The organism is Fervidibacillus halotolerans, from assembly GCF_026547205.1.
GTDB lineage: Bacteria > Bacillota > Bacilli > Bacillales > Caldibacillaceae > Fervidibacillus > Fervidibacillus halotolerans.
Genome location: NZ_CP106877.1, coordinates 280679 through 305629 on the forward strand (window position 1 = coordinate 280679; position 24951 = coordinate 305629).

A 24951-nucleotide genomic window follows, 5' to 3' on the forward strand; every position below is an offset into this window, starting at 1 on the left:
CATGAACACGTTCCGATTTGAATGTAAAAAACTACGAAAAAAGAAAACAACTTGGCTCGCTTTTTTCATTACGCTCATCGGTATTATCGGATTTTATCTGTTCCATCTATCCGTTGCGGAAAAGATTCACCAAAAAAACATCGCTTGGTTGGATTATCTCTCTCAAATGTTTGCCAGTAATGCCGAAACAGCTGCCTTGGACAAGAAAAAAGCAGAGGAAGCCGGAGATACGGAAAAAGCGGAAGAATTTCATAACATGATGGTGAGCTTTCAAAAATCGAGTGAAAATGCAAAACAGGATAAAGAATATTTCGCCAATGAAGAATGGACATATTTGATTGAAGAGGATATTCGTTCTTTAGAGCCTCTTATAGAGGATTCCGCTTTTTCTGCTCACTACATCGAAGACCAACCAATTTCCATGTTTACAGTACGAGCTACTTTAGAGGAAAAACAACGATTACAAAAATACGATATCGTTCCTTTTATTCAAAATACTACATATACAAATTATCTTCCGACGATCTATGATGACTTTTCCGGAAGTACTTTGGAAGAGTGGGAGAAAATAACAGAACGGTACGGAAGATTCGGCTTTTACTTTTTGTACCAGCTCATACAATCATATTTCCTTCCCATTATTGTTCTCATCGGTGTCTTTCTTTTCGGAAATGGCATTTCGTCAGAATCGGGAAAAAAGAAAAAGGGACTACATTTTTACGCAACTTTACCCTTTTCAAAGGGACGATTATTTTTCGCAAAATATGCAAGTGGCTTACTTTATACACTCGGTTTTACGTTCATGATGTTACTTACACCGATTGTCACCAGCTTATTTTTCAAAGGTGTAGGAAGTTTAAAGTATCCGGTTCTCGTTTATGACGGTTCCGAACCGAGTCCATACGGCAGCCACTACAACGCGTTAGATCCAAAGAATGATACATTCCATTTCATTGAACTGCAAGACTATTTTTTAAAAGTACTTTTCTTTTCAATCATTCTCGTGATTTTTCTGTATTCCTGTTATTTCCTTTTATCATTATTCATTAAAAACCCTGGGATCAATATCATTCTTCTCGGTTCGATGACCTTTGTCGGAATGAAGTTTTTCCCAAAAGTGTACAATCCATTTACTTACGTAGACATTCATAAAATCATTACGAGAGAGATCGCCACGATTCAGTTTAATCCCGCGATTGAGTACCAAACAGGGATGATTTTGTTGTTCGTCGTCAGTTTGATAATCACCTTTATTAGTTATAGGTTTTTTGCACATCGGAATCGATTATTTCAATAAGAATATAGATTACACTAGTTTTGAAAGGGGATATTCTTATTAGATAAATTATTAAAAAAGGGAGTACATTAATGAAGAAACTTGGAACTTTATTACTCGCTAGTTTCATAGCAGGTGCAGGATTGGCTACACCTACCGATAATGTCCAAGCTAGTGGGTTACCTACCTATGAAGTCACATCCAGCTATTCAACACAAATAACAAAAAAGAAGTATACTTTTAGTTTGTCAACCTATCCTTATGCTCCACCCAACCGAGTTTGGTATGATGATGGCAGATTAAGAGGATGGCTACATTTGGAAAGTTATATTTTAGATGCAGGCAATGAAATATGGATTGCTTACTATTATGGAACAGTCTATAGCGGTCCAGTGCCTATAGAAAGCTAAGAAATATGTTTCTTAGCTTTTTCATCTTTTTAATTAAGGGGGAGATAATTTTGACAATTTTACAAGTGGAAAACATCACAAAATCTTATGGTAAAGAACTAGTTTTAAATAATATCTCTTTTAATATTCCATATCCCAAGATAGTCGCTCTTGTTGGTCCTAATGGTTCTGGAAAAACTTCGTTACTAAATATCATTACCAACCTATTGAAACCAGATAGTGGGAATATACAAATATTAGGGCGACCAAATACAGACCCTAATATTTTTTACGAAACTTCTTTTATGCAGGATAACTCTGTTTTATATGAATATTTAACAGGATATGATCATTTACAGTTTATAGCAGATGTACAAAATTTATCTAAGGAACAAATTCTTAAAACATCACAACTAGTAGGAAATGATGGGTACTTACATAAAAAGGTTAAAAACTATTCTTTAGGAATGAAACAACATTTACTTTTAGCTATGGCAATTTTAAACAAACCAAAGTTATTAATCTTAGATGAACCATTAAATGGATTAGATCCAACTAGCGCTATTAGAGTACGTGAGTTAATCATACAACTCCATAAAGAAGGAACAACGATTTTAATTTCATCACATAATTTAGGAGAAATCGATCGTATAACATCAAATATTATTTTCATAAAAAGCGGTCAAATCATTGAAGAGGATTTAGCTGAGTTTGAGCAAGTTACATATTATTTATCTGTTTCTAATCAACAACATGCAATCAAGATTTTAAAAGAACAACAAATTCCTGTAATACTTGAAAATGATCGTTTGAAGATTTGGATAGATGAAAAATCACTTCAAACAGTGATTTCAGTCCTATTAAATCAGGGTATTTCAATTAAAGACATAGAAAAAAAGATAACAGGTTCGGAAGAAAGATATCAACAAATTTTTGGTAAAAAGGATGAAGAGGATGAATCTTTTGAAATTTGAACTAAAAAAAAGTTGGCGTAGTAGAAAAATATTTCTTCTTTTTTTATTCACTCTTATTTTTGTTTCGGGTCTGTTTTTTAGAAACTTTCTTATGCAAGAAGAAATAAAAGAGCGTAAATTGCAACAATTATCACCTCTTGCAAAAGAAGTACATGAGATATCATCTGAATACACAAAAAAGTTATTTGATAATCCTGAAAATACTACATTTCAAGCTATAAATGATCATTTAATCGAAATGCAAACAAAGTTACAGGATTTGACGAATGCCATTAAATATGAAGATTGGGAATCCGTTCCTTTATTTGAGTTACAATTTTTAGAGTCCATTCAGAACTACCAAATACTTGGTGGTGAATTTAAAACACTACAAGGATTGGAATTAGAGAAAGCAATAGAAAAAAATAAAATTCTTGTCCATAATAATCTTCCATATGAGGATGATCAATACTCTCTATCTACGCCAAATTTTATTAAGTTAATTTCAACAACCTTCATGAGTTTACTCGGTATTGTATTTTTTATTTTCATAATTGGTGATTTGTTCGTTGAAGATTTAGAAGGGCAAACCATTCGAACCATATACACACAGCCGATCAAAAAGTGGAAAGTTATATTAAGTAAATATATAACCATGTTAATTACATCCGTTATTGCCGTGTTTTTTATATTTATCATTTCTTTCTTGTGTACATTATTAGTTAATGGTCAAGTTGGTAGTTTTCAATACCCTCAATTAATTGAATATGGAAATCTACATGAACTTGGATTTACATATATATCAACTGGGGAATACTTGTTTCAATGGTGCATTTTATTTTTATGTGTAGTTAGCTTTTCGTTTGCTATAGTGATACTTGTATCGGTGATTTTAAGTAATAGAATAGGAGTTTTGTTTACTTCAGTTTTATTGATTCTATCCGGAGTATTCATTACAAATCATTTCGATGTTTTACAAAACCATCTTAATCCGTTCTACTACTATAATTTACGGGAATGGATTGAACGTCCGAAAGAACTAAGCCAATTAAAAAATGTCTGGATCTTATTTCTGTATAGTGTTCTAATATTTTTCGTGTGTCTATTTTTACAAAAGAGAACGGCACTTCTAAATAAGCAATCAGTAAGTAAAAGACCTTTCCGGAAAGGCAACACCATTCGTTCAGCGAAAGGATTTAAAGCCATCTTTTTATTTGAATTTCGAAAGCATATAAGACAAGGTTACATAAAACCTATGATTTTTGTGATTACAATTTTTATTATAGTTGCATATATATTTATTTCACTTGAAGTTGCAGAAAGAAAAAAAGAAATGATCAGTAGTACAAAAACTAATATTGAATTTAAAGAAGACGAATTAATTTCAACCTATGAAAACAAATTAGAAGAATACGCAGAAACTATCCGTATTTTAGAAAGTAAGAAAACATTAACGGAAGATGAAAAACTCGAACTTCAAACGGCCAAAGATAGGTCTGTGTTTTACGAGGAACAACTTGAAATTGAAAAAACACTACTTCAACAAATGAAGGACATGCTACAAGCTTATGAAGAAGAATATTGGCGAACATATTATGATTATTGGATTTACCAAAATAAACTTTGGAAGGGCGAGATTATACTTCAAGATAGGACCTATGTAAGTCAATTAAGCTTTTTTACATATGCGGCTAGTATTGAAGAAAAGGAAATACTTAAAAGAAAAGGTTTGGAACCGGTTCTACCATCCGATACATTGTATACTATTTATGATTATGCTTATGAAACCAATCCAGTAAAGAGACTAGAAAGAATAAATGAATCTAGAAAGATTGACAACACGGGTTTGTTTTATGTTTATACGTTTATTAGTACGTTTGCCTATTTTGTTCCAATTTTTCTACTACTTTTCTTGTTTGGTACTGGATTTTCAAAAGAAAAAGGGAAAAAACGTCCGCTTCATTTTCTATATACCCAGCCAGTATCAAAAGGAAGAATTTATACGGCGAAATACATTGTTTCAATTGTTCTATCCATTTCTTTTTTCTTAGGGATCATATTCTTTATGACAATCATCGGAACTATCGGAAATCGTTTTGGTGATTGGGAATTTCCAATTCTCCATTATGATGCAGAGGTAGATGTGAAATCAGCGTCATATTCAGGTACAGTAACATCTGAAGGTGGTTTTCACTTTATAAATATGGGGGATTATTTAGTAGAGAACGTACTACTCATAATTACAGGGCTTATCTTCTTAATTGCATTAGCTCTATTCTTGTCGAACTTCGTTAAAAATTATGTCCATCTGATTGTATTAACTACAGTAATTTCAATAGCTGGATACTTCGTAAGTACAATGGACAAATTTTCACATTTTACTCATCTTCTACCGTTCACATATTTAAACAGCGGAAAAATCATCAATGGTGAAATTGCTACTGTACTCAATAACAATGCTATCGGGTTGAGTTCAGGTGTTATAGTACTACTATTTAGTACACTTATTTTATATTTAATCGGCGTTTTCATTTTCAAAAAACAAACACGAATATAAATCAAAAAAAATAATATAAAATATCCTATTAAATTTAAATATCCTAGATTTTAATAATGATAAATCTAGGATATTTTTTTGTTTTCTATCTCTTAAGCCCCCAAATTAACTTGGACAGCTCTAGTTATATATATTTTATAACTATTCATATCAAAGGAGCTGACATCATGAAACGTACAAGATATTCAAAAGAATTCAAAATACAAGTGGCTATTTTTTTGTCTCCCTTCAAGGAGAACCTACATAAAAGGAGTGCCAAAACCTACATTTTTATAATGCCATAAATGTGTACAATGTCGCTAACGGAGAAGATATCAGTGCAAGTACTTCTGAAATAACTGGTGGAACAAAGAGTATAAATTGATGAAATATTGGAGGATAGAAAATGGATCCAGGTGCTTGTAGATTCATGAAATATGTTGTTGTCTACTGACGGAATGGAAAAATCAAATATACTAATATAAAAATTTTTCCCGTTCCTTTTTGTTACTCTTGTAATGTGAAATTGATTTTAGAACAATCACGACCATAAAATATTAAGAGAAGAAAGTAGAATGGAACGGCAAGAATAATCAAAGCTACAGATGAATTGAAGATGATTGAAAAAATAAGTTAGAAGGAACTGAATATAACGTGATGCTCGGAAGGGTGAAAATATGAAAATTGCATTGATTCCATGTACTAGTAGAAAAATTGATTCAAATCCAGTGGTAGACGGTTATTCAGAAATCCGGTCGTTTCAACTCGCCTATACATATGCAAAGCTTGTAGCAGATCAAATATTTGTTTTTACCCCTAAATATAGTTGTGTACAGGAAGACTGCATGGGTGAAATGGAAAATCATTCAATCCATATAAAAAATGATTGTGATCAAGTCGTCTGGTGGAACAAGGAGCTAGTCCAATTACGTGAATACTGTGATTTTAAACGCGATGAATTCATTCTTTTATTCGATGAACGATATTATGAAAATCTAATACCACATTTGTCGAAATTTTGGATTCCATTAAAAGGAAAACGGAAAGAACAATGGGAGGAAGAACTAGAAAAATTGATAAAACTTGAATGGGAATCAGATCAAGCGATTGTTCTTCATATGATTTTTAATGAGCTCCCGAGACTGGATTGGACGATGATCAAACAGATTCCTTATCAAAATGGAATATACATTATGTTTGAAAAAGGTGAAGAATTTCATGGTATGGATCGAATTGTTCGTATTGGTACTCACCGAGGCCCAAATCGTCTATTAAAAAGGTTGCGGAATCATTTTGTAAGGGAGCGTTCCCGAGGTAGTATTTTCCGTAAAAATATCGGTCGTGTATTTTTAAAAATGGATTTAAACCGATCTTTGCAGCAGCAAGAAAGGGATAGTCAAAAATTTGCAAGTGAAAGTAAATACGCTAGCTTCACTAGAGAAAAGTTTACAACAGAGCTTGAAGAAAAAATTAGCCGATTTTTAAGGGACAACATCACTTTTGTTTGTTTTCCAGTTGATGAAAAAAGCGATCGATTAAGGTTAGAAGAAGGAATCATAGCATCACTGAATAAGCACCCAACATTTGGCCCAAGCAAAAATTGGTTCGGTTTGAATAGTCCAATTCCGGCAATTGTAAAAAGTGGCCTATGGAATAAACAAGGTTTACAAGGAAAGCCCTTGTCTGAAAAAGAATTGGAACGGGTTAAGTGGCTTACAAGATTTGGAAATCACTATTAATTACAAAAAGGGTACGGGAGAAAATCGTGCGTAAAACCGCATGAAATGTGCATTGCAACCTGTAGTTTACATATTGAAACTGGAAAATGGTGGATATTTTTACGATAAATAGGTACGATTCGGATAAGGGTATTATATGAAATGGAGGATAAATAATGTCATTAGGTGAAAAATTAGCAAAATTGCGTAAAGAACATCATTTTACACAAGAACAGCTGGCACAAATTCTCGGTGTATCTCGGCAAGCAGTCAGCAAATGGGAAAGTGATCTAACTTATCCAGAGACAGAAAAATTACTCAAACTTGGGGAACTGTATCAATGTTCGATGGACTATCTTTTAAAAGATGATGAAGAAGTACTGGGATTAAGTGAAAAAGAAATCCCACTTAAGTTCAAACGATTCGGGAGAAAAACATTCCAATTTGAAAGAAAAAGCCAAAGGAAAATGTTCGGATTACCACTATGGCACGTAAATATCGGATACGGTCGGACTGCAAAAGGAATCATTGCCATCGGTTTGTCTGCAAAAGGAATTGTATCGATTGGATTTTTTTCCCTTGGTATTTTTTCCCTTGGGTTTTTATCCCTTGGAGTTTTCACATTAAGTTTGATTGCGATGGGACTTTTATCGGTAGGAGTAATTTCAGGCGGATTGATTGCCTTAGGGTCCATTAGCATAGGAATTGTATCCGTTGGTGCCTTATCAATCGGTTCATTTTCCGTTGGAGCGTTGGCAATCGGAAAATATTTTGCAATGGGAGATCACGCCCATGCACTCATCGCCTTAGGAGATACGAAAGCGGTGGGGAGTGTATATGAAAAACTTGGAGATCTTACTGAACAAGATATTACCCTTATCAAACAATTACTGGATAAAAATGTACCTTCTTACCTTTCGTGGGCAAAAGACCTCATAAAGATCTTTCTTTAAAAACGAAAAATTAACATGTAAATGAAGTGTATTCAATAAAAAATGGTTTGGACATTTAGCAAAACCCATTGATCTTTGGTTCATAATCCGAATCAATGAAAAATGGATGTCGATATGAATCGTGGATGAAAGGGTTTGGAAATGTCTCAGTAGGTCAAAATTGATTGAAAACATGCTTTATAAGTATTGGTTAATCAAACGGAAAGGCCGTCTATAAGGAAAAATCCCCTTAATAGTTAGATCTTTAATAAAACCCTTGATTACTTGAACAGGAGTAATCAAGGGTTTTAAGTTTACAAACATGTGCTAATGCCTAGGGATAGTGACATTAGAAAATAAATCGATTCTCCACGAAGTGTTTGGCGAATTAATTTCGAATTAAATAATCGAACGCACCTAATGCGGCAGTGGCACCGGAGCCCATGGAAATAATGATTTGTTTATATGCACTGTCGGTACAATCACCGGCAGCAAAAACACCAGGTATATTCGTTGCACCATGTTTGTCGACGATAATTTCGCCCCTTTGATTTCGTTCGACAGCACCTTCCAACCAATCGGTGTTCGGGACAAGACCGATTTGAACAAATACACCGTCTAGTTGTATGTGACGTTCTTCTCCACTTTCCCGGTCAATATAGGTTAGTCCATCGACTTTACCAGTACCGGTGATTTCTTTCGTTTGTGCATTAGTAATGACGGTGACGTTGTCTAAACTGTTTAAACGTTTTTGCAGAATTTGATCGGCCTTTAACTCTGGCAAAAATTCCATTACAGTCACATGTTTTACGACACCTGCAAGGTCAATGGCTGCTTCAATCCCAGAATTTCCTCCACCAATGACCGCCACATGTTTCCCTTCAAAAAGGGGTCCGTCACAATGGGGGCAATAGGCGACCCCTTTCGTTTTCAATTCCTTTTCACCAGGTACACCAAGTTCACGCCAACGGGCACCAGTTGCCAAAATCACCGTCTTACTTTTTACGACCGCACCATTTTCCAATTCAATATGAACAAAGTCGTCTTTTTTCTCTAGTCGTTTTGCCCGTTGCCCAGTCATAATATCCACATTATACTGTTTTACATGTTCTTCCAAATTAGCTGCCAGTTGAGGACCTTCTGTATATTTGACACTGATTAAATTTTCAATTCCCTTCGTATCATTTACCTGACCACCAAACCGTTCAGCGATCATACCGGTACGGATTCCTTTCCGTGCTGCATAGATGGCAGCACTAGCACCTGCTGGACCACCACCGACAACGAGAACATCAAATGGATCCTTTTTATCAAATTGTGCAGGATCACTCGTTTTCCCTAGCTTTGCTAAAATTTCCTCAAGGGACATTCGACCACTGCCGAATTCTTCACCATTTAAGAAAATCGTCGGGACAGCAAAAATATTTTTACTTTCAGCTTCTTGTTTATAAGCAGCTCCATCGATCATTGTATGGGTTACATTCGGATTAAGGACGCTCATAATATTGAGCGCTTGAACAACTTCCGGGCAGTTATGGCAAGTTAAGCTAACATATGTTTCAAAATGATATTCCCCAGTTAAACTTTTCACTTGGTCAATAAGTTCTTGTTTAATCTTAGGCGGCCGACCGCTTACTTGTAAAAGGGCTAGGACGAGGGATGTAAATTCATGGCCTAAAGGAATACCGGCAAAAACGATGCCGGTATCCTCACCTACCCGATTTACACTAAAACTGGGCGTTCTTTTTAACGTTGCACGCTCAATTTTTATTTTCGTTGATAAGGATGCTAGCTCGTTAACAAGATCTAGCATATCCTTTGATACTTGGTCAGAACCCGCACTTACTTTTATAACAATATCGTTTTCCATTAAAGGAAGATATTGTTTTAATTGTGCCTTAATATCTGCATCGAGAATCATTAGTTAAGCACTCCTTAAATTTTTCCGACAAGGTCAAGACTTGGTTTCAATGTTTCACCAGTTTCTTTCCATTTCGCTGGGCAAACTTCACCTGGGTGATTGCGTACGTATTGAGCCGCTTTAATTTTATCAACTAACGTACTTGCATCTCGACCGATTCCATCCGCATTTATTTCAACGGCTTGAATAACACCGTCTGGATCAATGATAAATGTACCACGATCAGCAAGTCCTTCTTCTTCTCTTAAAACATCAAACATTTCGATTAATTTATGGGAAGGATCACCAATCATTGCATATTCGATTTTACTAATTGCTTCGGAATGGTCATGCCAAGCTTTATGGGTAAAATGTGTATCGGCAGAGCAAGCGAATACTTCAGCACCGAGTTCTTTAAACGTTGCATAATGTTCTTGTAGATCTTCTAATTCTGTCGGGCAAACGAAAGTGAAATCTGCAGGGTAGAAACATAAAATGCTCCAATGCCCTTTGAAATCTTCTTCCGTAACTTCAATAAATTCACCATTTTTGTAAGCTTGTAGCTTAAAGGGTTGTACTTCTTTTCCAACTAATGACATGTGTCATACCTCCTATGTTGTTATGTAATTTAAAAATGTATTTTGTGAACACAAAAACATTCTTTTACAATAATTATTATATAATAATTATTTTGATTGTCAAATAAAAAATGGAAAAATATTTGTTTTTTCACGTTTGATTACGTTAAACATCAATTATATATTTGATTGAACGGTAAAATCGTTGAAAATCGAAAAAGCATAATTGAAAAAAGCTGAAGTACAAAGGTCTGGCGAAAGTTGATCCATTTGTAATATTAAAGGACAAAATGAAAAGGATTGGTTCATTCGTTAAACTATAGAAATGTTCATCTCCTTTTTTATTTTGTGGAATATTATTCCCTATTAAACAGGCCTGTCCAGAAAAATTTTTTAAATGAGAATACAATTTAATTATACACCTTTCAAAGATCAAATAATTTGATAAGATAAAAAAGAAAGCAAATTTCCTATCGATTTCACAAAATGTTAAAAAGGGGAGACATGAATGATAAAAATTACGAAAATCGAGGGGATTTCCGGTGGATACCCCGATGAAATAGAAGGAACATATGAGTGGTATACAGCTTATGACGGGGGTGAATGTTATGACTTATATGATGCACAGGAGATTTTCCAAAAAAATGGCTCTTTTAAAGGAATGAATTATCATCTTATCCATTATCCGGATGGAGACGTACATTCTCCGTTTCAACTCCGGGAAAACGTCTATGTAGATAAACCGATATGGAATGATGGAGAATTTCATTTTTTAGTGGTTCATTTTGATAAACATCTCATTCAAATTACAAAATATAGTCCAGACGATCGGAAATTAGAAGTAATTACTGAACTCTCTTTATCCGAAGTGAAAGATTGCTATAATTTAAAGCTGGAAACAACGCCACTTCACCTTGGAAGAAGTGGAAATGATGGTTTTTACGAAATTGTTTGGCCGGAAAAAAAGAAAATTGCCATTGGAGAAACAGAAACTGTACTATTTCGAGATGGGGATCGTTTATATTTATCAGAATGGGAAGAGAATCCAGATTATCAAGAATATGTGATTGTTCGAGACATTCACACGGGAAAAATTTTGGAAAAAGGTAAAGGGTATTTACGGAGACTGCCGAATAATGTGTACTGGAAAAGCTAGACGAATTCAGTGATTCATTCAAATAGCATTCCATGTTTGCAAATACAGTCATATTTCTTAAAGAGAAAAGACGATATAAAACATTCGTTTTGGGGAATATATTTTTCAAAATGGCAATATGTTAAGCAATTTGTTAAAGGGACGGGTAACTATCCATTTTTTTGTGAAATGAGAAGACGCAAAGAAATCAACATTTGTTGAATTTGATTTTTTAAATGGAAGCGTACGGCAATTTTCAGCCATCCCTTCTACATGACTCCTTATGTTCGTTTTTAATATTATCAAATGATATGCCTTTTCTCCTTCATTTGTAAAATGAATCCCTGTTCCATATTCGTTTTACTTCAATTAATTTGTGTTTGTCGAAACTTAACTTGTAAATATCCGGCATATCTAACTGGTTCCAAAAGGTAAAATCAAATCTTTGGTCAAAGTATTTCATAATTAATACCATGATATTCCCGTGTGTTCCGATGACGATATTTTTCCCTTCGTATCGTTCCAATATTTTTTCGACTGCCCTGATGCCTCGTTGTTGGGCAACCATGTTCGATTCTCCCCCTTCCCAAGAAAAAGCATCGTCTTCCCACACTTTTGTAATGGCAAATTCGAAGTCATCGACTGGATTTCTTGATAACCGTCTTTCTCTAAAATCTTCTTCAATGATGATTTCGTCTCCAATCCAATCGGTTAACCCCTCAATGGTTTGAATGGCCCTTTTATACGGACTTGAGATAAGGATGTGGATATTTTTATGTTTTAACAAATTCGTAACTTTTAGAGCATCTATTTTTCCGCGTTCGGATAAAGGACGATTATATTCATCGGGGGAATAAGTTGAATGGGCATGTCGAACAAAATAAAGATTCGTAACCATCTAAAATATCACTCCAATTCATACTTCAGATTTATTTTCATATTTTAACACATGGAGGAAATATTTTAGAAAAATTTTCCATATCAAATCATTGCTAAATTAAACGAGAAGGATTAAAATGATGATAAGCGTTTATTTAAAGTCGATATTAAAGAAGGGATTTCAGATCAACCTCATCTTTTTTAAAAACAAATGAATTATTTTTTGCTCCTATGGTTTGAGAATGATTACGGGCTTTACCCCATTTTCTCCCAAATCATTTTCCTTTTTTATTCCAATAATAGCATGATAAAAAGTGTATATTTCCGCTAAACTTAAAACCTTCATTTACTGGCTTATTTTTCACTATGTTCCCAAATTATTTTTCTTTTCGAAACGATAAAACAAAGTTTTTGTAGAAAAATCCTCAATTTACCCATTATTAAAACAAAAACGACATATTGTACAAAATCCTTTTTTACATCAGATCCATGTGTAGACTTCAATCGTTTAAGAACATTGTAGTCTACAGCGATCATCCTATGGGAAAGATTATGAAAATAGCATAATACGAAACGTTACAATTAAATAAAATTAATTTGGTCGTTTTAAAAGATTAGACCGATTGATTAAAAGACAAATAGAAAGATGGATGCTCATGAAAAATCGTTTTTTTCCAATATTGATTTTCATGTTCTTAATAGTGGGTTTGACCTTCATTTGGCATTTAAAATTTTCCAATGAAGTCCCAAATGGAACGATCGAAACACATAAGACCGAGAATCGAAAAATTCAAAATCATTTGGTTGAATTAGATAAAGACAAGACCGATCAAAAATTAGAGGCTGAAGGATTGAATGATGAACGAACGGAATTTGAAAATGAAAAGGATCCATTTTCATCTCAAGAAATGGAAACCGTTGATGTACAGGAAAAAACGGTAGTGGATGAAAAGGAGAAAGAAACAAAGTACGAAGTGGAACAGAAGAAAACGGAAGCGGATGAAGTACATTATGAAGGAAAAAATGATGGGGGTCAAAACATAGCGGAAGCGGATGATGTGCAGAAAGAAACGAAAACCGATGGGGAACAAAAAAAGACAGAACCCGCTAAGGTGCAAAGCGAATCCACAAAACAGTCTAATGCCAGTAACAAAAATGAGGAAAAAATAGCCTATCTAACTTTTGATGATGGTCCCTCGAATCAAACTGGGAAAATTTTGGACATTTTAAGGCAAAAGAAAATTAAAGCCACTTTTTTTGTCAATGGACATCCCTTGAAAAAAGACTTATATAAACAAATTGTCGATGACGGCCATGCTATTGGCAATCATACATTTTCCCATAATTATGCAAAGGTGTATTCCTCTGTCGATGCATTTTGCAAAGATGTTCATAAATTAAACGATTTTCTGGAAAAGATCACAGGGGTTCGTCCGTCCATTATCCGTTTTCCCGGGGGTTCCAATAACACGATCAGCCATAAGTACGGGGGAAAGGGAATCATGAAAGAAATTGTTTCAAAGGTTGTTGAAAGTGGTTATCAATACTTTGATTGGAATGTATCGGCTAGGGATGCAGTAGTACGTACTCAAGATAAAGAAGTCATCATCCAATCCGTACTAGAAGGAGCAAAAAATAAGAACAAAATCGTTATATTGATGCATGATATGGATTCAAAGACGACGACAGTAGAAGCCCTTCCGAAAATTATCGACGAATTAACAAAACAAGGATTTGTTTTCGACATCCTTGATCAACATTCCTATGCTCCACATTTTATATAGAAAAAGGGAGCTGTGAAAGATAAGTTCCACTGAGGACGATGCAGGATTAGTTTTAAAAGAAATCATAAAGGGGCATCAGTAAGTCAGAAAAAATCGACTTATTTGGTTGCTCCATTTTTTTGTGAATGGAAACAGATTGGATGAATGGATTTTTTCACGAATAATTGAAACCAGTTCTTCTGCACAAAAATGGCATGGTGAGAAATAAGAACGGATTGCTCGAAAAACTTCCCCAACAGAATATGTAGGTAGTTGGTGTTGGCTGCGAACGTTTACCTTTGAATGGGTGTTTCTTTTAACTACGAATTCCAATGCCCCATACATTCGATTCATTCCTTGATCCCTTTGTAAACTTGGACAAAATATACTAATATAACCTTGTACACTTCTTGGATTATTCATATTTGTTTTGTAAATGTCGTTATTCATTTATATAAGGAGAGATCCAAATGGAAGTAAAGGATTTATTGCGTAGTCACACGTCCGTCCGTAAATATACGGGAGAAGAAATTTCAAGAGAGAAAGTTGTGGAATTAATCGAAACGGCACAAATGGCCGCAAGCTCCCATTTTGTTCAAGCTTATAGCGTCATTTGGGTGACTGATGAAGAAAAGAAACGAAAATTAGCGGAACTGTCAAAAAATGAGATTCAATTTCAAACAGCCGGCGCTTCCTTTTTATTTTGCGTCGATTTTAAACGTTTAGAAATGGCTTGTAAGAAACATGGGGTACAAATTGTGGCGGATACAGCGGAAAATGTGTTAGTCGGAGTAAGTGATGTTGCGATTTTCGCCCAAAATTTTGTCATCGCCGCTGAAGCTGAAGGATATGGAATTTGTTACATTGGTGGTGTTCGAAACAACCCGGCAGAAATTAGTGAACTATTCAATCTACCGGATTACGTGTTCCCGTTATTTGGAATGACCATCGGTGTTCCTGCAAAGCGAAATGAACCGAAACCAAGACTACCTGTTCAAGCTGTGCTCCATGAAAACTCGTACAATGCAGACAAGTATCCAACATTACTCGATGAATACGATGAAATAATGGAGAACTATTATGCGAGTCGCAGCTCCAATAAAAAAATGGCCACATGGACAAAACAGATGGCTGATTTCTTAATCGAACAAAGACGCCCCTTTATAAAGGAATTTCTTGCATCGAAAAAATTTACGTGGAAATAATTATTGTCTTCGATAAAAATACTCTAACATATACTCAGCTAAGCATAATGCAAGGCTGAGTTCTCTTTTTTACCGCCTCTTCGGATCTTTCCAATTCAAATGGTTTATTTCATACAAAATCATTTCATTTCAATTTCCATTGGAACGCTTAAAAAATTATTGGAACCGAGAGAATGACGAACCTTAGAACAGCTGAAATACTAATAGAAATTTGTTCTCCTTTTTACAAAAAAATGGTGGAAAATGGAAAAAAAATCAAACAATGGTGAACGACTTCGGCAATCGATGACGATTTCCAATGGTAGTTTGATGATTTTCTTTGAAAATAAAATTGCCTTTGTGTTAATTCTTCTATCATTCCTTTCTTTACCCAATCATTCAAAACGTCCGCAATAAAAAGAAAGGGACGGTCAAATAGATTCACGAAATCATTCTCATTACTTTTTCAATAATCATCCTGTTTTTATACGGGATGATTTTTTTATATAAAAATTTACAAAGGCGGTCAATCTTTTGTAAAATAAAGCAGTGACAAAAGTTTTACAGTAAAAAATGTGAAACGTTTTCAACAATATAGTTATCTTAATCAAGCAAATTTATTGGTAAGAAGACGTCAATTTATTATAATAATTATAAAATAATATTAATTATTAAGGAGGAGAGACCCTGTGAATATTTATCAATTTGATGTTGAACGGGTAAATGGGGAAACACTCTCGTTATCACAATATAAGGGAAAAGTATTATTAATTGTCAATACCGCTAGTAAATGTAAATTCACTTCACAATTTGAAGATCTACAAAAGCTGTATGAAGAATTTCGAGATCAAAATTTTGAAATATTAGGTTTTCTATGCAATCAATTTGCAGGACAAGAGCCGGGAAGTAGTATAGAAGCGGCTGAGTTTTGTCAATCAACTTATGGCGTAAGTTTCCCTATGTTTGGGAAAGTAAACGTAAATGGTGAAGATGCCCATCCCTTATTCAAATATTTAAAAGAACAACAACCGTTTCGAGGATTTAATGAAAATATTATTCAAGAGAAACTTCTAAAATTAATGGTGCTTGAAAAAACCCCTGAATGGTATATTGGTGACGAATTGAAATGGAATTTTACGAAGTTTTTAGTTGATCAAAAGGGGAATGTGGTAAGGAGATACGAACCGACAGACGATATTTTCAATATTAAGGAAGATGTTCAACGACTTATTCGGTATCAGAACGATTCGGCTATTGTTTCATAAGTAAAATGACAAGTCGGGACAAAATCTGTCGAGTAGTGGAAAATTGCTAGATGCAAAGATTTAAAAATGTATTCGATCACGATTGTGACGGCCTGAAAAAAAATAGGAGAATTGGTTTACATAGATTCAGTTCAGGGAGATCCTGGCCTGAATCTTTTTTTGTAAAAATGAAATATGTTTCCAATCCTTTGATAAATAAGGATATTTCTCCAATTTTAGTCCTTTGAAAACCATTTACAACGAATGTAAAAATGTGTCAAGTGAAACTTTATTTTTCTCTTCGTATTTCCATCGATTTGTTTAAAAATATTTATTTTAATCTATCAATTTTACTTGGAAATTAAAAGGTTCATATTTTAATCCGATAATTATAATGGGAGGAAAATTTTACCATTAAGGTGGTGTTGCAAAGTGGAAAGTGAAAAAGAAAATGAAAACAGGAATCTAGAGGATATCGAGTTGCTCGATGCATTTTTAAAAGTAGCTCCTTACCTTAACCAGTTGGTACACGAAGACATTACAGTCGGTATTTATGACACAGAAAAGTTAATTATTAATTATCCTGGTAAAACTTTTTCTTTAAATGTAAAACCGGGAGATCCTTTACAAGAAGGAGACATCATTACGAATGCAATTAAACAAAACGAAACTCTCTCTGCAACTGTACCGAAAGAACTTTTTGGGATCGATTTAATTGCCAAGGCTATGCCCATTCACGATCGTACCGGTCAAATTGTCGGAGGTATTGGAATTGGCATCAATATGGATAAGGCGATACAGTTATCAACTATTTCGACAAATCTATCAGCTGTGGTAGAAGAAGTAACGGCAACCATCTTATCTATGGCAGATTCAATCACTCAACTTTCAAATGAAATTAATACCATTACAGAAAGGGCAAGGGAAACCGCTGAAAAAGTAGGGAAAATCGAAGGGATTTCCCATTTGGTTAGAGAAATAGCAGATTCAAGTAATTTATTAGGTCTCAATGCTGCAATTGAAGCGGCAAGGGCAGGCGAACATGGGAGAGGTTTTTCCATTGTAGCAGAAGAAGTCCGGAAAATGGCAAACACTTCCAAACAGCATGCAGAGGAAATCAATGATCACACGAATCAAATACAAAATCATATTAAACAGTTAAATCACTTAATTCAATCAGTGAATGAGGAAGCTAGTTCCCAATCCGCTGCAATTGAAGAATTGACTGCTACCATGCAAGAAATAAACACGAATATTCAAGTACTTGCGGATATAGCGAAGGAAAATATTGAAGTTGAAAAATAAGGAGGCGGCGTTAGATGAAATCATTAAATAAACAATATATTGGTGGACAATGGAAAGATGGAACAAGCAGCCGGAAGCTAATCGATGTGAACCCATATAATAATGAAGAAATTGCCACATTTACTTGCGCCAGTTTAAATGATGTGGATGAAGCTTATCGTTCAGCTAATGCTGTACAAAAGAAATGGGAACAAACAAACCCTGTTGAAAAAAGGGCCGTTTTTGAAAATGCCGTAAAGTATATCGAAGAAAACAAAGAATCCATAGAAAATATCATCATCGATGAGCTCGGAGGAACGAAACTGAAAGCTGCCTTTGAAATGGATCTTGTCATTAACATATTAAAAGAAGCCGCTACATATCCTTTTCGAATGAAAGGGAAAATTTTGCCGTCTCCAGTGGATGGGAAGGAAAATCGTGTCTATCGTATTCCAGTTGGTGTTGTAGGTGTCATTAGTCCGTTTAATTTTCCCTTTTTCCTATCGATGAAATCCGTCGCCCCCGCATTAGGTGCAGGAAATGGGGTCGTGTTAAAACCCCATGAACATACTCCCATTACCGGTGGAACCCTCATTGGGAAAATTTTTGAAGAAGCTGGACTTCCAAAAGGGTTGTTGAATGTTATTGTCACAGAAATCGACGAAATCGGGGACGGCTTTATTGAACATCCGATTCCAAAGGCGATTTCCTTTACTGGATCAAGTAAAGTTGGAAAACATATCGGTGAAGTTGCTGGACGGCATTTGAAAAAAGCTTCGTTAGAACTCGGTGGAAATAGTGCATTGATCGTCCTCGATGATGCGAACATTGATTTAGCCGTAAGTGCAGCGGTCTTTAGTCGGTTTACCCATCAAGGGCAAATATGTATGTCAGCTAATCGCGTCATCGTCCATGAAAAGGTTTATGATGAATTTTTAACGAAATATGTACAAAAGGTCGGAAGTTTGAAATGCGGTGATCCGAGAGACCCGGAAACGATAATCGGGCCATTAATTAATGAAAGACAAGTTAAAACGTTAACGAACTTGATTGAGACAGGGATTCATGAAGGGGCGAAACCCATTCTTAAAGGAGAAGTAAAAGGAAATATTGTTGAGCCGGTAATCTTTACTGAAGTGACACCGGATATGACGATTGCCCAACAGGAAATGTTTGGACCGGTTGTATCCATTATGAAAGTGAAAAATGATGAAGAGGCTATTGAATATGCGAACAGTAGCGATTTTGGCTTAAGCGGTGCGATCCATACATCAAATATTGAGCGTGGGGCAGAGATGGCGAAACGAATCGAAACAGGGATGGTCCATATTAATGATGGAACGATTAATGATGAGGCAATCGTTGCCTTTGGTGGAGAGAAAAACTCGGGACTCGGTCGTCTTAACGGGCCATGGAGTTTAGATGCTTTTACGACTCTGAAATGGATTTCGATTCAACATACACCGAGGAAATATCCATACTCGTAAATCGAAATAGACAATGGGAGATGGAACGGAAAGAATCGTTCCGTTAAAAAATATAAACCGTGAAACAGATCCTGCTTTTTAAGTGGGATCTTTTTTTGATTCTTTGTCAAATCGTGTTGGTGAATTAATTCATGACTTTTTCAGAAAAATGTAATCGTATAAGAATAGAAAATGATTGAAGTTCCATTGGCGGCGACTCCAATGGGAAAAGCACGAGCGTCGAGACCCCGCAGGAACGAAGTGACGAGGAGGCTCGAGCCGTGCCCGTGGAAAGCGTCCGCCAATGGAATGAATAACTTCGAACCTATTTTGGATGAATGGATAACCAAAACCCCGTTGTTGTATTTTCATTTCAACGTGTTTTCTACATAAGAACTGTTTTCCATGTTCATATATTAGGAGACGTTTTTTCTTTCTTTGACAAAACCTTAGATGAGACATGGGACATTCTTCCTTTACATGTCGTTTGGAGATGACATTATCTCTATTTTTTTAATCAAAAAAGGTGCTTTACTTTAGTCGCCAACACGAAAAATGATAGAGCCTTTTATTAAAACCGCAAAAATCAGATGAAATTTTTTGTTTGAATAATAGTTATTGTATTTAAATAAATGAAAATATTTGGTATAGTAAAAATACTTTCGGCGTTTTTATACATTCATCGGAACCGGAACATGGAACATCCATTTGAAAAGACTTTTTATACTTTTATCCGAAGAAATTGATCAAATGGAGAAGGGAAGGCTTCCAATAAAAAAATAAAAGACGGCGAAAATCCCACAGGAGTCAAACCTTTTTTAGATATTCTTGATAATTGGAAAAGGAGTTTTCGTGAATGGGACAGTCAATCGACTTTTTAAACGATCGGATTGGACCACTCATCTACAAAACATTTATACCTGGTTTACTTGCTACATCTGTATCCATTATTACACAAGTAGCCAATACTTTTTTCATGGGTCATGATGAACCGGTGTCTCTATATGTCATCGGGTTATTTATGCCTTTATCCTTTTTTACTACCGCCATTATGGAGGGATTTTCCGCGTCAACTTCAGCGGCTGTAGCTGTTGAGAAGGGGGGAGGAAACGAAGAAAACATACGAAAAGTCATTGGGAATTTTGCCTTCAATGGAACAATTGTTTCTTTAGCAGTCGCAATTATCGTATCGCTTTCGATTCCCTTATTTGTCAATTATTTTTATGTTCATCCAAGTGCGCAGGATACGTTCGTTACATTTACACGATTGATGGTGTTTACCAACATTCTCGTTGTGCTAGACGGCATTATTTGGGCAGGAATTAGAGGTTATGGTCTCGTGAACCTTTCTGCCGCCGTTAATATCATTCTTGCATTCGGTGTGATTGGATTTGTTTTTTTATTTGTCCAATTCTTTCATATGGGGGTTTACAGTCTCATTTTAGCAAATATCATCGTCATTGGTCCTGCATTAATCGTCGGGTTATTCGTGATGGCCAAATATAACATAATGGCAATAAAAATAAGAAAAATCAATTTTTCATCATTATTGAAAATGCACCCTATTGTGAAACAAAGATTAATGAATACGGGAATTCCGGTGATGCTTTCTTACATCATCATCTTTTTTGCGACATTTTTCTATAATAAAATCATTTCTCCTTTTGGGGAAGACGTAGTGGCTGGTTTCGGTGCAGCTTATCGTGTTCAAACGATAGTTTTAGCCTTTGCGTTTTCCTTTGGAGGAGCGGTCGCCTTAATTATGAATCAAAATATTGGCGGTTCCAAATTTGATCGTTCCTATAAAACGTTCAAAAAGGGACTAATGCATATTTTCGGAATTTATATCGTCATTGGGAGTTTTATTTTTCTAGCAAATCACAAAATCGCAACGTTTTTAATTGAGGATACCGATACCGCCCAACATACGACAACCTTTTTAAAAATCGTTGGGTTATCCTTTATCATTATGGGTCCAATGATGATGACCTTATTAGTCTTAGAACAAATTGGGAAAGGAGTTCTTGCCTTTCTATTAAACGTCTTATACTTTACAGTCATTGTGCTCGTTGGCTGGATTGTTACAAGGAAATATGATCAAGTTGAATTGTTTTACTGGACCATTTGTTTCATGAATGTCTTTGCTATTGTAGGAATTGGATATGGGTTTATGATCATTAAGAAATTAATGAATAAGAAATTGAGGAAATTCCAAACGTTGGGGGAGGAACAAGAAGTGACTGGGTAACGGATGGAAATCGTTAAACGTAATTTAAGGAAAACTGTTACCGGGTACAAGTAGTTTTGTTAGGAAAGAGGTCGGAGGAGATTGATTCTCTTAATCTCAGGAGCCGGAATATCGTATTTAGGAAATTCAACCTTTTAAAAAAACAAATCGCTATGCCATTTTTTCAGTGACTACAAGATGCGATGGTGCGAAGTAGAGTTAAAAAAGTTGTGTTCTGTCATATTAAATAAAAATAGGGGGATGAATGCAATGAAGTTACAAAGGGAAAGCTCTACTAATCCGGATTTTACAAAACTTGAAGAGATGATTAAGGCTATGTAAGCATTGTTAGAAGGGAAGCAGGAAACATCTCTTACAATAGAAGAATTATGTAGTTTTCAACATGATGATGGATCGTTTGCCTTGTTAGATTCGTATAAAGTTCCTTCTGATGCGAGGTTCGACTTTTGTCATATGCCGACTTTCATAGGTACGGCTATCGTAATGAAGGTGTATTTCAATGGGGACAGGGCATATGTTGCGCAACTGGAAAAAGCATTGGAAGCATGCGTAAGAGGACGTTTTATTGGACATGGATATGATGGAGAAATAGGGCGTATCGATGTAATGAAAACGTTGATAAAAGGTGGATTGCGAACATTTCTTGAAACTGAGCGAGAAATTTGTCAGGCATTCCACAACAAAGTGCATAACATATTACACGAGTACCATTCGCGTTTAATACGCAATTTAACGAAAGGTAAGTGGGGTGAAGATTACAGAGACGATTGGCAACAAATTGTTGACGATCTTAAACTTTCGACACGTTTATATATTGCGTACGGAAGCAATATGGAACAATCACAGATGCTTAGTCGCTGTCCGAATGCGAAACGAATAGGAAAAACATATCTTAAAGACTGGGAACTTACGATTCCTTTTTATGCAAATATCGAAAAGAAGAAAGGAAAACAGACGCCCGCTTTCGTATGGGAAATTACCGACAGGGATGAAAACAGTTTAGATGTGTACGAGGGCTATCCGTATGCGTACGATAAAACGAATATCGTCATCAACGTAGAAGGGAAAACCGTATCCGCAATGGCCTATGTGATGACAGAGCAATATAAAAATAGTGACAAACAACCATATGATGGATATATAGAAGAAATTTTACGCGGATATCGGGAAGCTGGGTTTGACGAAGCGGAATTCCAACCGAGAAGTATGGAATAAAGAGCTCGAAATGATTGAAGATATTTTTGAAAACTAATGTTTTGCGATAGGAATGAAAAAATCCTTCATGGAACGTGCTTATGAAGGATTTTTTTGAATGATCATTTTTCCTCGTAACTTTTCATTAGGAATTTAAATGGAAGACTCTTTAATACATGTTGGCTTTTTATATAATTCAGGTCAAAAAAAAATACACGCAATCCTGTCATTTTTTATACTTGAATTGTCCAGAAACAAGAAAGAATAGAGTTGGGAGTATGATGAATTTTGTCATGAAAAAGAGTTGGAAGCATTTTACCACATTCTAGAAGGATCAGGAATTTCAAAGGTAATTCAAGTGATTGAAACATTTTGAAGTTGGCAGGTAAAAATTTTGAATAGCTTTCTGTATGGTCATTCCACTGGCTTTCTGAAAGGAATACATAAAAATCATTAAATGGAACGGCTATGAAGATAGTCCAGGAAAGAATTTTATTGAGACACCAGTAGAAAGGAACGGTTCCACATGAGGGTAGGGAGGACCTGTTTCTTTACCACCCCAACATTTTAGCAAACCGGTGTGGAATACAGAGAAGGAAGGGAGTAAAAACCTTTGAAAAAACACATATGGTTTATCATAACGATTTTTAATATTGCATTGACATTCTCAGTGATTTACTTTGATTATTCATTAGGAAAGGGGGCTCAAGTGTTCCTATTAGTAATCGTGACATTTTTCACGTTATCTATGGGAATAGGTGAGTACTTTAATGAAAAGAAAAAAGAGTAAATGGTTTGGTTTATCCGGATTGAATGAGTGTGGCAATGTCTAAATTTGTCCCCATTTCATGAACCTCTAATTCCAAGAGGTTTCTCAATCTCAATGGATAAATGGGTATTTGGAGAGTGTGAGGGAAGCTTTTCTCAAAAAAATTGTTCAGAGTAGTCTAACTATAAGTTTGATGACTAAATTGTAAAGTAAAATGGTGGAATACTTGCTTGAAATGAATGACCGTCATGGTGAACCTCGCTAACAATTTTGGGTTGAAAGGGGATTAAAACAGCATTTCAACCAAATTGAAAAAGAACAAAATCAAGATGAGGATTAAACCTTTGTAGAAAATCTGTTAAGGTATTATTTTAGTTTGTGAACTATTAGGAATGGTCCCCTTACCTCCCAATTCATTACATTTATCTTTTCATTAGTTGGCTTCTGACGACGATATATGAACAAGAGAAACGGCTATATAGGCCGTTGAGTATGATGAAAATTAATTCGAATTATTTTCCATTTCCATGAAAAATTTTTCCAAACGTTCGGCAGCCATTTTGTACGCTCTTTTTTTATCTCGAGGGCCTATTGCAATGATTTCCATTTTTACCGGCTGTCCTTCCACCGGGCGATAAATGATTCGAATATTTAGTGAGTTAGACTTTATTTTTGCAAAACCATGTAAATCCCCTTGTAACGATTCTGCAACTCCATTTGGCTTAAAAAGGGGACCTTGCTTTGCCCTTCTTAAGATTTCGTATAAAACAGTTTGTCGATGTCCTTTATTAATTGCCTTAAGATCTTGTTTTACATCTTCAACAAATCTCAATTCAACATTAAAATTTTCTAAAATAAACACCTGCAAATCCTCTAGTGTTTTCACATCAATCTTTCTTTAACAATTTCATTAGTTCATCTACATTAATATCTTCTTCATCAAAAACATCTGATAAGGTCTGATTTGCAGGTTTATCCTTACGTGCTTGTGCATCTTCCATAACAATTCGATCAAGTGCTGATTCGACAACTTCTTTTATTTGAAGTAATTGCTTAAAATAATCTAGATCGATGATTACAGCTAAAGCATCTTTCTTTTTTGCATTTTGAATGACGAATATTTCATCCGAAACTCCATTTGAAAAACGATCAAGGATTTCTGATAATTTCTTTGTTCTTGAAATTTCTGTGACATTAAAGACGTTCTTTTTCAAAAAATCCAATGTATTTGTATCTGCCTTAGGATATTTTTCATTTGTCAAAGTATGATCCCCCACTTTTCGTCCTCCTTTCATTAATATATGTGATTTCACTCTTATTATACACATAAAAATGCACAAAAAACAACACGTTTATTTTGCAGAGAATTGTTTATTTATTTATATTAATAAAATACTCATGTATCTCTTCACACAACTATTATTTTTTTCATTGAACAATGTACCCGTCAACATTGTGTTTGTTCGCATTCGTAATTAAAAAGCGATTCGTTAGTGATATTGA

The 24951-nt window shown here is 35.0% G+C and carries 21 protein-coding genes; 16 read left to right on the top strand and 5 right to left on the bottom strand.

The window, feature by feature from the left end; all coding sequences use genetic code 11:
• Position 1 precedes the first annotated feature (1 nt).
• The 6 genes from OE105_RS01255 (at position 2) to OE105_RS01280 (ending at position 7825) form a co-directional block, all read left to right on the top strand.
• Positions 2–1297 carry an ABC-2 family transporter permease gene (locus tag OE105_RS01255; protein ID WP_275420932.1) on the top strand — a complete coding sequence of 432 codons (1296 nt, stop codon included), beginning with the start codon at positions 2–4 and terminating at the stop codon, positions 1295–1297.
• A gap of 71 nt (positions 1298–1368) precedes the next feature.
• Complete coding sequence (locus OE105_RS01260; protein WP_275420933.1) at positions 1369–1686, top strand: hypothetical protein; 318 nt, start codon at positions 1369–1371, stop codon at positions 1684–1686.
• A gap of 50 nt (positions 1687–1736) precedes the next feature.
• Complete coding sequence (locus tag OE105_RS01265; protein ID WP_275420934.1) at positions 1737–2639, top strand: ABC transporter ATP-binding protein; 903 nt, start codon at positions 1737–1739, stop codon at positions 2637–2639.
• A complete protein-coding gene (locus tag OE105_RS01270) occupies positions 2629–5175 on the top strand; it encodes an ABC transporter permease subunit (RefSeq protein ID WP_275420935.1) in 2547 nt (848 codons plus the stop codon). Before OE105_RS01265 ends, OE105_RS01270 begins: the two co-directional genes overlap by 11 nt.
• A gap of 656 nt (positions 5176–5831) precedes the next feature.
• Positions 5832–6893, top strand: coding sequence for a GIY-YIG domain-containing protein (locus OE105_RS01275; protein WP_275420936.1), 1062 nt, complete (start codon positions 5832–5834; stop codon positions 6891–6893).
• 155 nt (positions 6894–7048) lie between these two features.
• On the top strand, positions 7049–7825 hold the full coding sequence (locus tag OE105_RS01280) for a helix-turn-helix domain-containing protein (RefSeq protein WP_275420937.1): 777 nt from the start codon (positions 7049–7051) through the stop codon (positions 7823–7825).
• Between the two features lie 367 nt (positions 7826–8192).
• Here the strand turns inward: OE105_RS01280 and ahpF are convergent, their stop codons facing one another.
• Together ahpF and ahpC are read right to left on the bottom strand one after the other, a co-directional pair.
• A complete protein-coding gene (gene ahpF, locus OE105_RS01285; RefSeq protein WP_275420938.1) occupies positions 8193–9725 on the bottom strand; it encodes an alkyl hydroperoxide reductase subunit F in 1533 nt (510 codons plus the stop codon).
• Between the two features lie 14 nt (positions 9726–9739).
• Positions 9740–10303, bottom strand: a complete 564-nt coding sequence (gene ahpC / locus OE105_RS01290) for an alkyl hydroperoxide reductase subunit C (protein ID WP_275420939.1) — start codon at positions 10301–10303, stop codon at positions 9740–9742.
• Positions 10304–10790: 487 nt separating this feature from the next.
• On the opposite strand from ahpC, the gene OE105_RS01295 reads away from it, so the two are divergent.
• On the top strand, positions 10791–11438 hold the full coding sequence (locus tag OE105_RS01295; RefSeq protein WP_275420940.1) for a hypothetical protein: 648 nt from the start codon (positions 10791–10793) through the stop codon (positions 11436–11438).
• Positions 11439–11742: 304 nt separating this feature from the next.
• Here the strand turns inward: OE105_RS01295 and OE105_RS01300 are convergent, their stop codons facing one another.
• A complete protein-coding gene (locus OE105_RS01300) occupies positions 11743–12315 on the bottom strand; it encodes a histidine phosphatase family protein (RefSeq protein ID WP_275420941.1) in 573 nt (190 codons plus the stop codon).
• A gap of 637 nt (positions 12316–12952) precedes the next feature.
• Here OE105_RS01300 and OE105_RS01305 point away from each other — a divergent pair.
• The 9 genes from OE105_RS01305 (at position 12953) to OE105_RS01345 (ending at position 23469) form a co-directional block, all read left to right on the top strand.
• Complete coding sequence (locus OE105_RS01305; RefSeq protein WP_275420942.1) at positions 12953–14080, top strand: polysaccharide deacetylase family protein; 1128 nt, start codon at positions 12953–12955, stop codon at positions 14078–14080.
• 449 nt (positions 14081–14529) lie between these two features.
• The gene (gene nfsA, locus OE105_RS01310; protein ID WP_275420943.1) at positions 14530–15264 is read left to right on the top strand and encodes an oxygen-insensitive NADPH nitroreductase; all 735 of its coding nucleotides are present in this window, start codon (positions 14530–14532) and stop codon (positions 15262–15264) included.
• Positions 15265–15507: 243 nt separating this feature from the next.
• The gene (locus OE105_RS01315) at positions 15508–15660 is read left to right on the top strand and encodes a hypothetical protein (RefSeq protein WP_275420944.1); all 153 of its coding nucleotides are present in this window, start codon (positions 15508–15510) and stop codon (positions 15658–15660) included.
• Between the two features lie 272 nt (positions 15661–15932).
• The gene (locus OE105_RS01320; RefSeq protein WP_275420945.1) at positions 15933–16508 is read left to right on the top strand and encodes a glutathione peroxidase; all 576 of its coding nucleotides are present in this window, start codon (positions 15933–15935) and stop codon (positions 16506–16508) included.
• A gap of 411 nt (positions 16509–16919) precedes the next feature.
• The gene (locus OE105_RS01325) at positions 16920–17792 is read left to right on the top strand and encodes a methyl-accepting chemotaxis protein (protein ID WP_275420946.1); all 873 of its coding nucleotides are present in this window, start codon (positions 16920–16922) and stop codon (positions 17790–17792) included.
• Between the two features lie 14 nt (positions 17793–17806).
• Entirely contained in the window at positions 17807–19258 is a 1452-nt protein-coding gene (locus OE105_RS01330) for an aldehyde dehydrogenase family protein (RefSeq protein WP_275420947.1), read from the top strand.
• An 835-nt stretch (positions 19259–20093) separates the two neighbouring features.
• Positions 20094–21485, top strand: a complete 1392-nt coding sequence (locus OE105_RS01335; RefSeq protein ID WP_275416738.1) for an MATE family efflux transporter — start codon at positions 20094–20096, stop codon at positions 21483–21485.
• A gap of 453 nt (positions 21486–21938) precedes the next feature.
• Positions 21939–22700: a gamma-glutamylcyclotransferase family protein gene (locus OE105_RS01340; protein WP_275420948.1), complete on the top strand. Its 762-nt coding sequence runs from the start codon at positions 21939–21941 to the stop codon at positions 22698–22700.
• A 592-nt stretch (positions 22701–23292) separates the two neighbouring features.
• A complete protein-coding gene (locus OE105_RS01345) occupies positions 23293–23469 on the top strand; it encodes a hypothetical protein (protein WP_275420949.1) in 177 nt (58 codons plus the stop codon).
• A 481-nt stretch (positions 23470–23950) separates the two neighbouring features.
• Here the strand turns inward: OE105_RS01345 and OE105_RS01350 are convergent, their stop codons facing one another.
• Entirely contained in the window at positions 23951–24310 is a 360-nt protein-coding gene (locus OE105_RS01350; RefSeq protein WP_275420950.1) for a type II toxin-antitoxin system RelE family toxin, read from the bottom strand.
• Between the two features lie 25 nt (positions 24311–24335).
• On the bottom strand, positions 24336–24725 hold the full coding sequence (locus OE105_RS01355) for a hypothetical protein (RefSeq protein WP_275420951.1): 390 nt from the start codon (positions 24723–24725) through the stop codon (positions 24336–24338).
• Positions 24726–24951: the final 226 nt, after the last annotated feature.

Bases quoted from the DNA above. Each gene is read 5' to 3' on its own strand.
- OE105_RS01255 (WP_275420932.1), top strand. From the start codon at position 2: ATGAACACGTTCCGATTTGAATGTAAAAAACTACGAAAAAAGAAAACA.
- OE105_RS01260 (WP_275420933.1), top strand. From the start codon at position 1,369: ATGAAGAAACTTGGAACTTTATTACTCGCTAGTTTCATAGCAGGTGCA.
- ahpF (WP_275420938.1), bottom strand. From the start codon at position 9,725: ATGATTCTCGATGCAGATATTAAGGCACAATTAAAACAATATCTTCCT.
- OE105_RS01330 (WP_275420947.1), top strand. From the start codon at position 17,807: ATGAAATCATTAAATAAACAATATATTGGTGGACAATGGAAAGATGGA.
- OE105_RS01300 (WP_275420941.1), bottom strand. From the start codon at position 12,315: ATGGTTACGAATCTTTATTTTGTTCGACATGCCCATTCAACTTATTCC.
- ahpC (WP_275420939.1), bottom strand. From the start codon at position 10,303: ATGTCATTAGTTGGAAAAGAAGTACAACCCTTTAAGCTACAAGCTTAC.
- OE105_RS01335 (WP_275416738.1), top strand. From the start codon at position 20,094: ATGGGACAGTCAATCGACTTTTTAAACGATCGGATTGGACCACTCATC.
- OE105_RS01315 (WP_275420944.1), top strand. From the start codon at position 15,508: ATGGAAAAAAAATCAAACAATGGTGAACGACTTCGGCAATCGATGACG.
- OE105_RS01305 (WP_275420942.1), top strand. From the start codon at position 12,953: ATGAAAAATCGTTTTTTTCCAATATTGATTTTCATGTTCTTAATAGTG.
- OE105_RS01280 (WP_275420937.1), top strand. From the start codon at position 7,049: ATGTCATTAGGTGAAAAATTAGCAAAATTGCGTAAAGAACATCATTTT.
- OE105_RS01275 (WP_275420936.1), top strand. From the start codon at position 5,832: ATGAAAATTGCATTGATTCCATGTACTAGTAGAAAAATTGATTCAAAT.
- nfsA (WP_275420943.1), top strand. From the start codon at position 14,530: ATGGAAGTAAAGGATTTATTGCGTAGTCACACGTCCGTCCGTAAATAT.
- OE105_RS01295 (WP_275420940.1), top strand. From the start codon at position 10,791: ATGATAAAAATTACGAAAATCGAGGGGATTTCCGGTGGATACCCCGAT.
- OE105_RS01340 (WP_275420948.1), top strand. From the start codon at position 21,939: ATGCCGACTTTCATAGGTACGGCTATCGTAATGAAGGTGTATTTCAAT.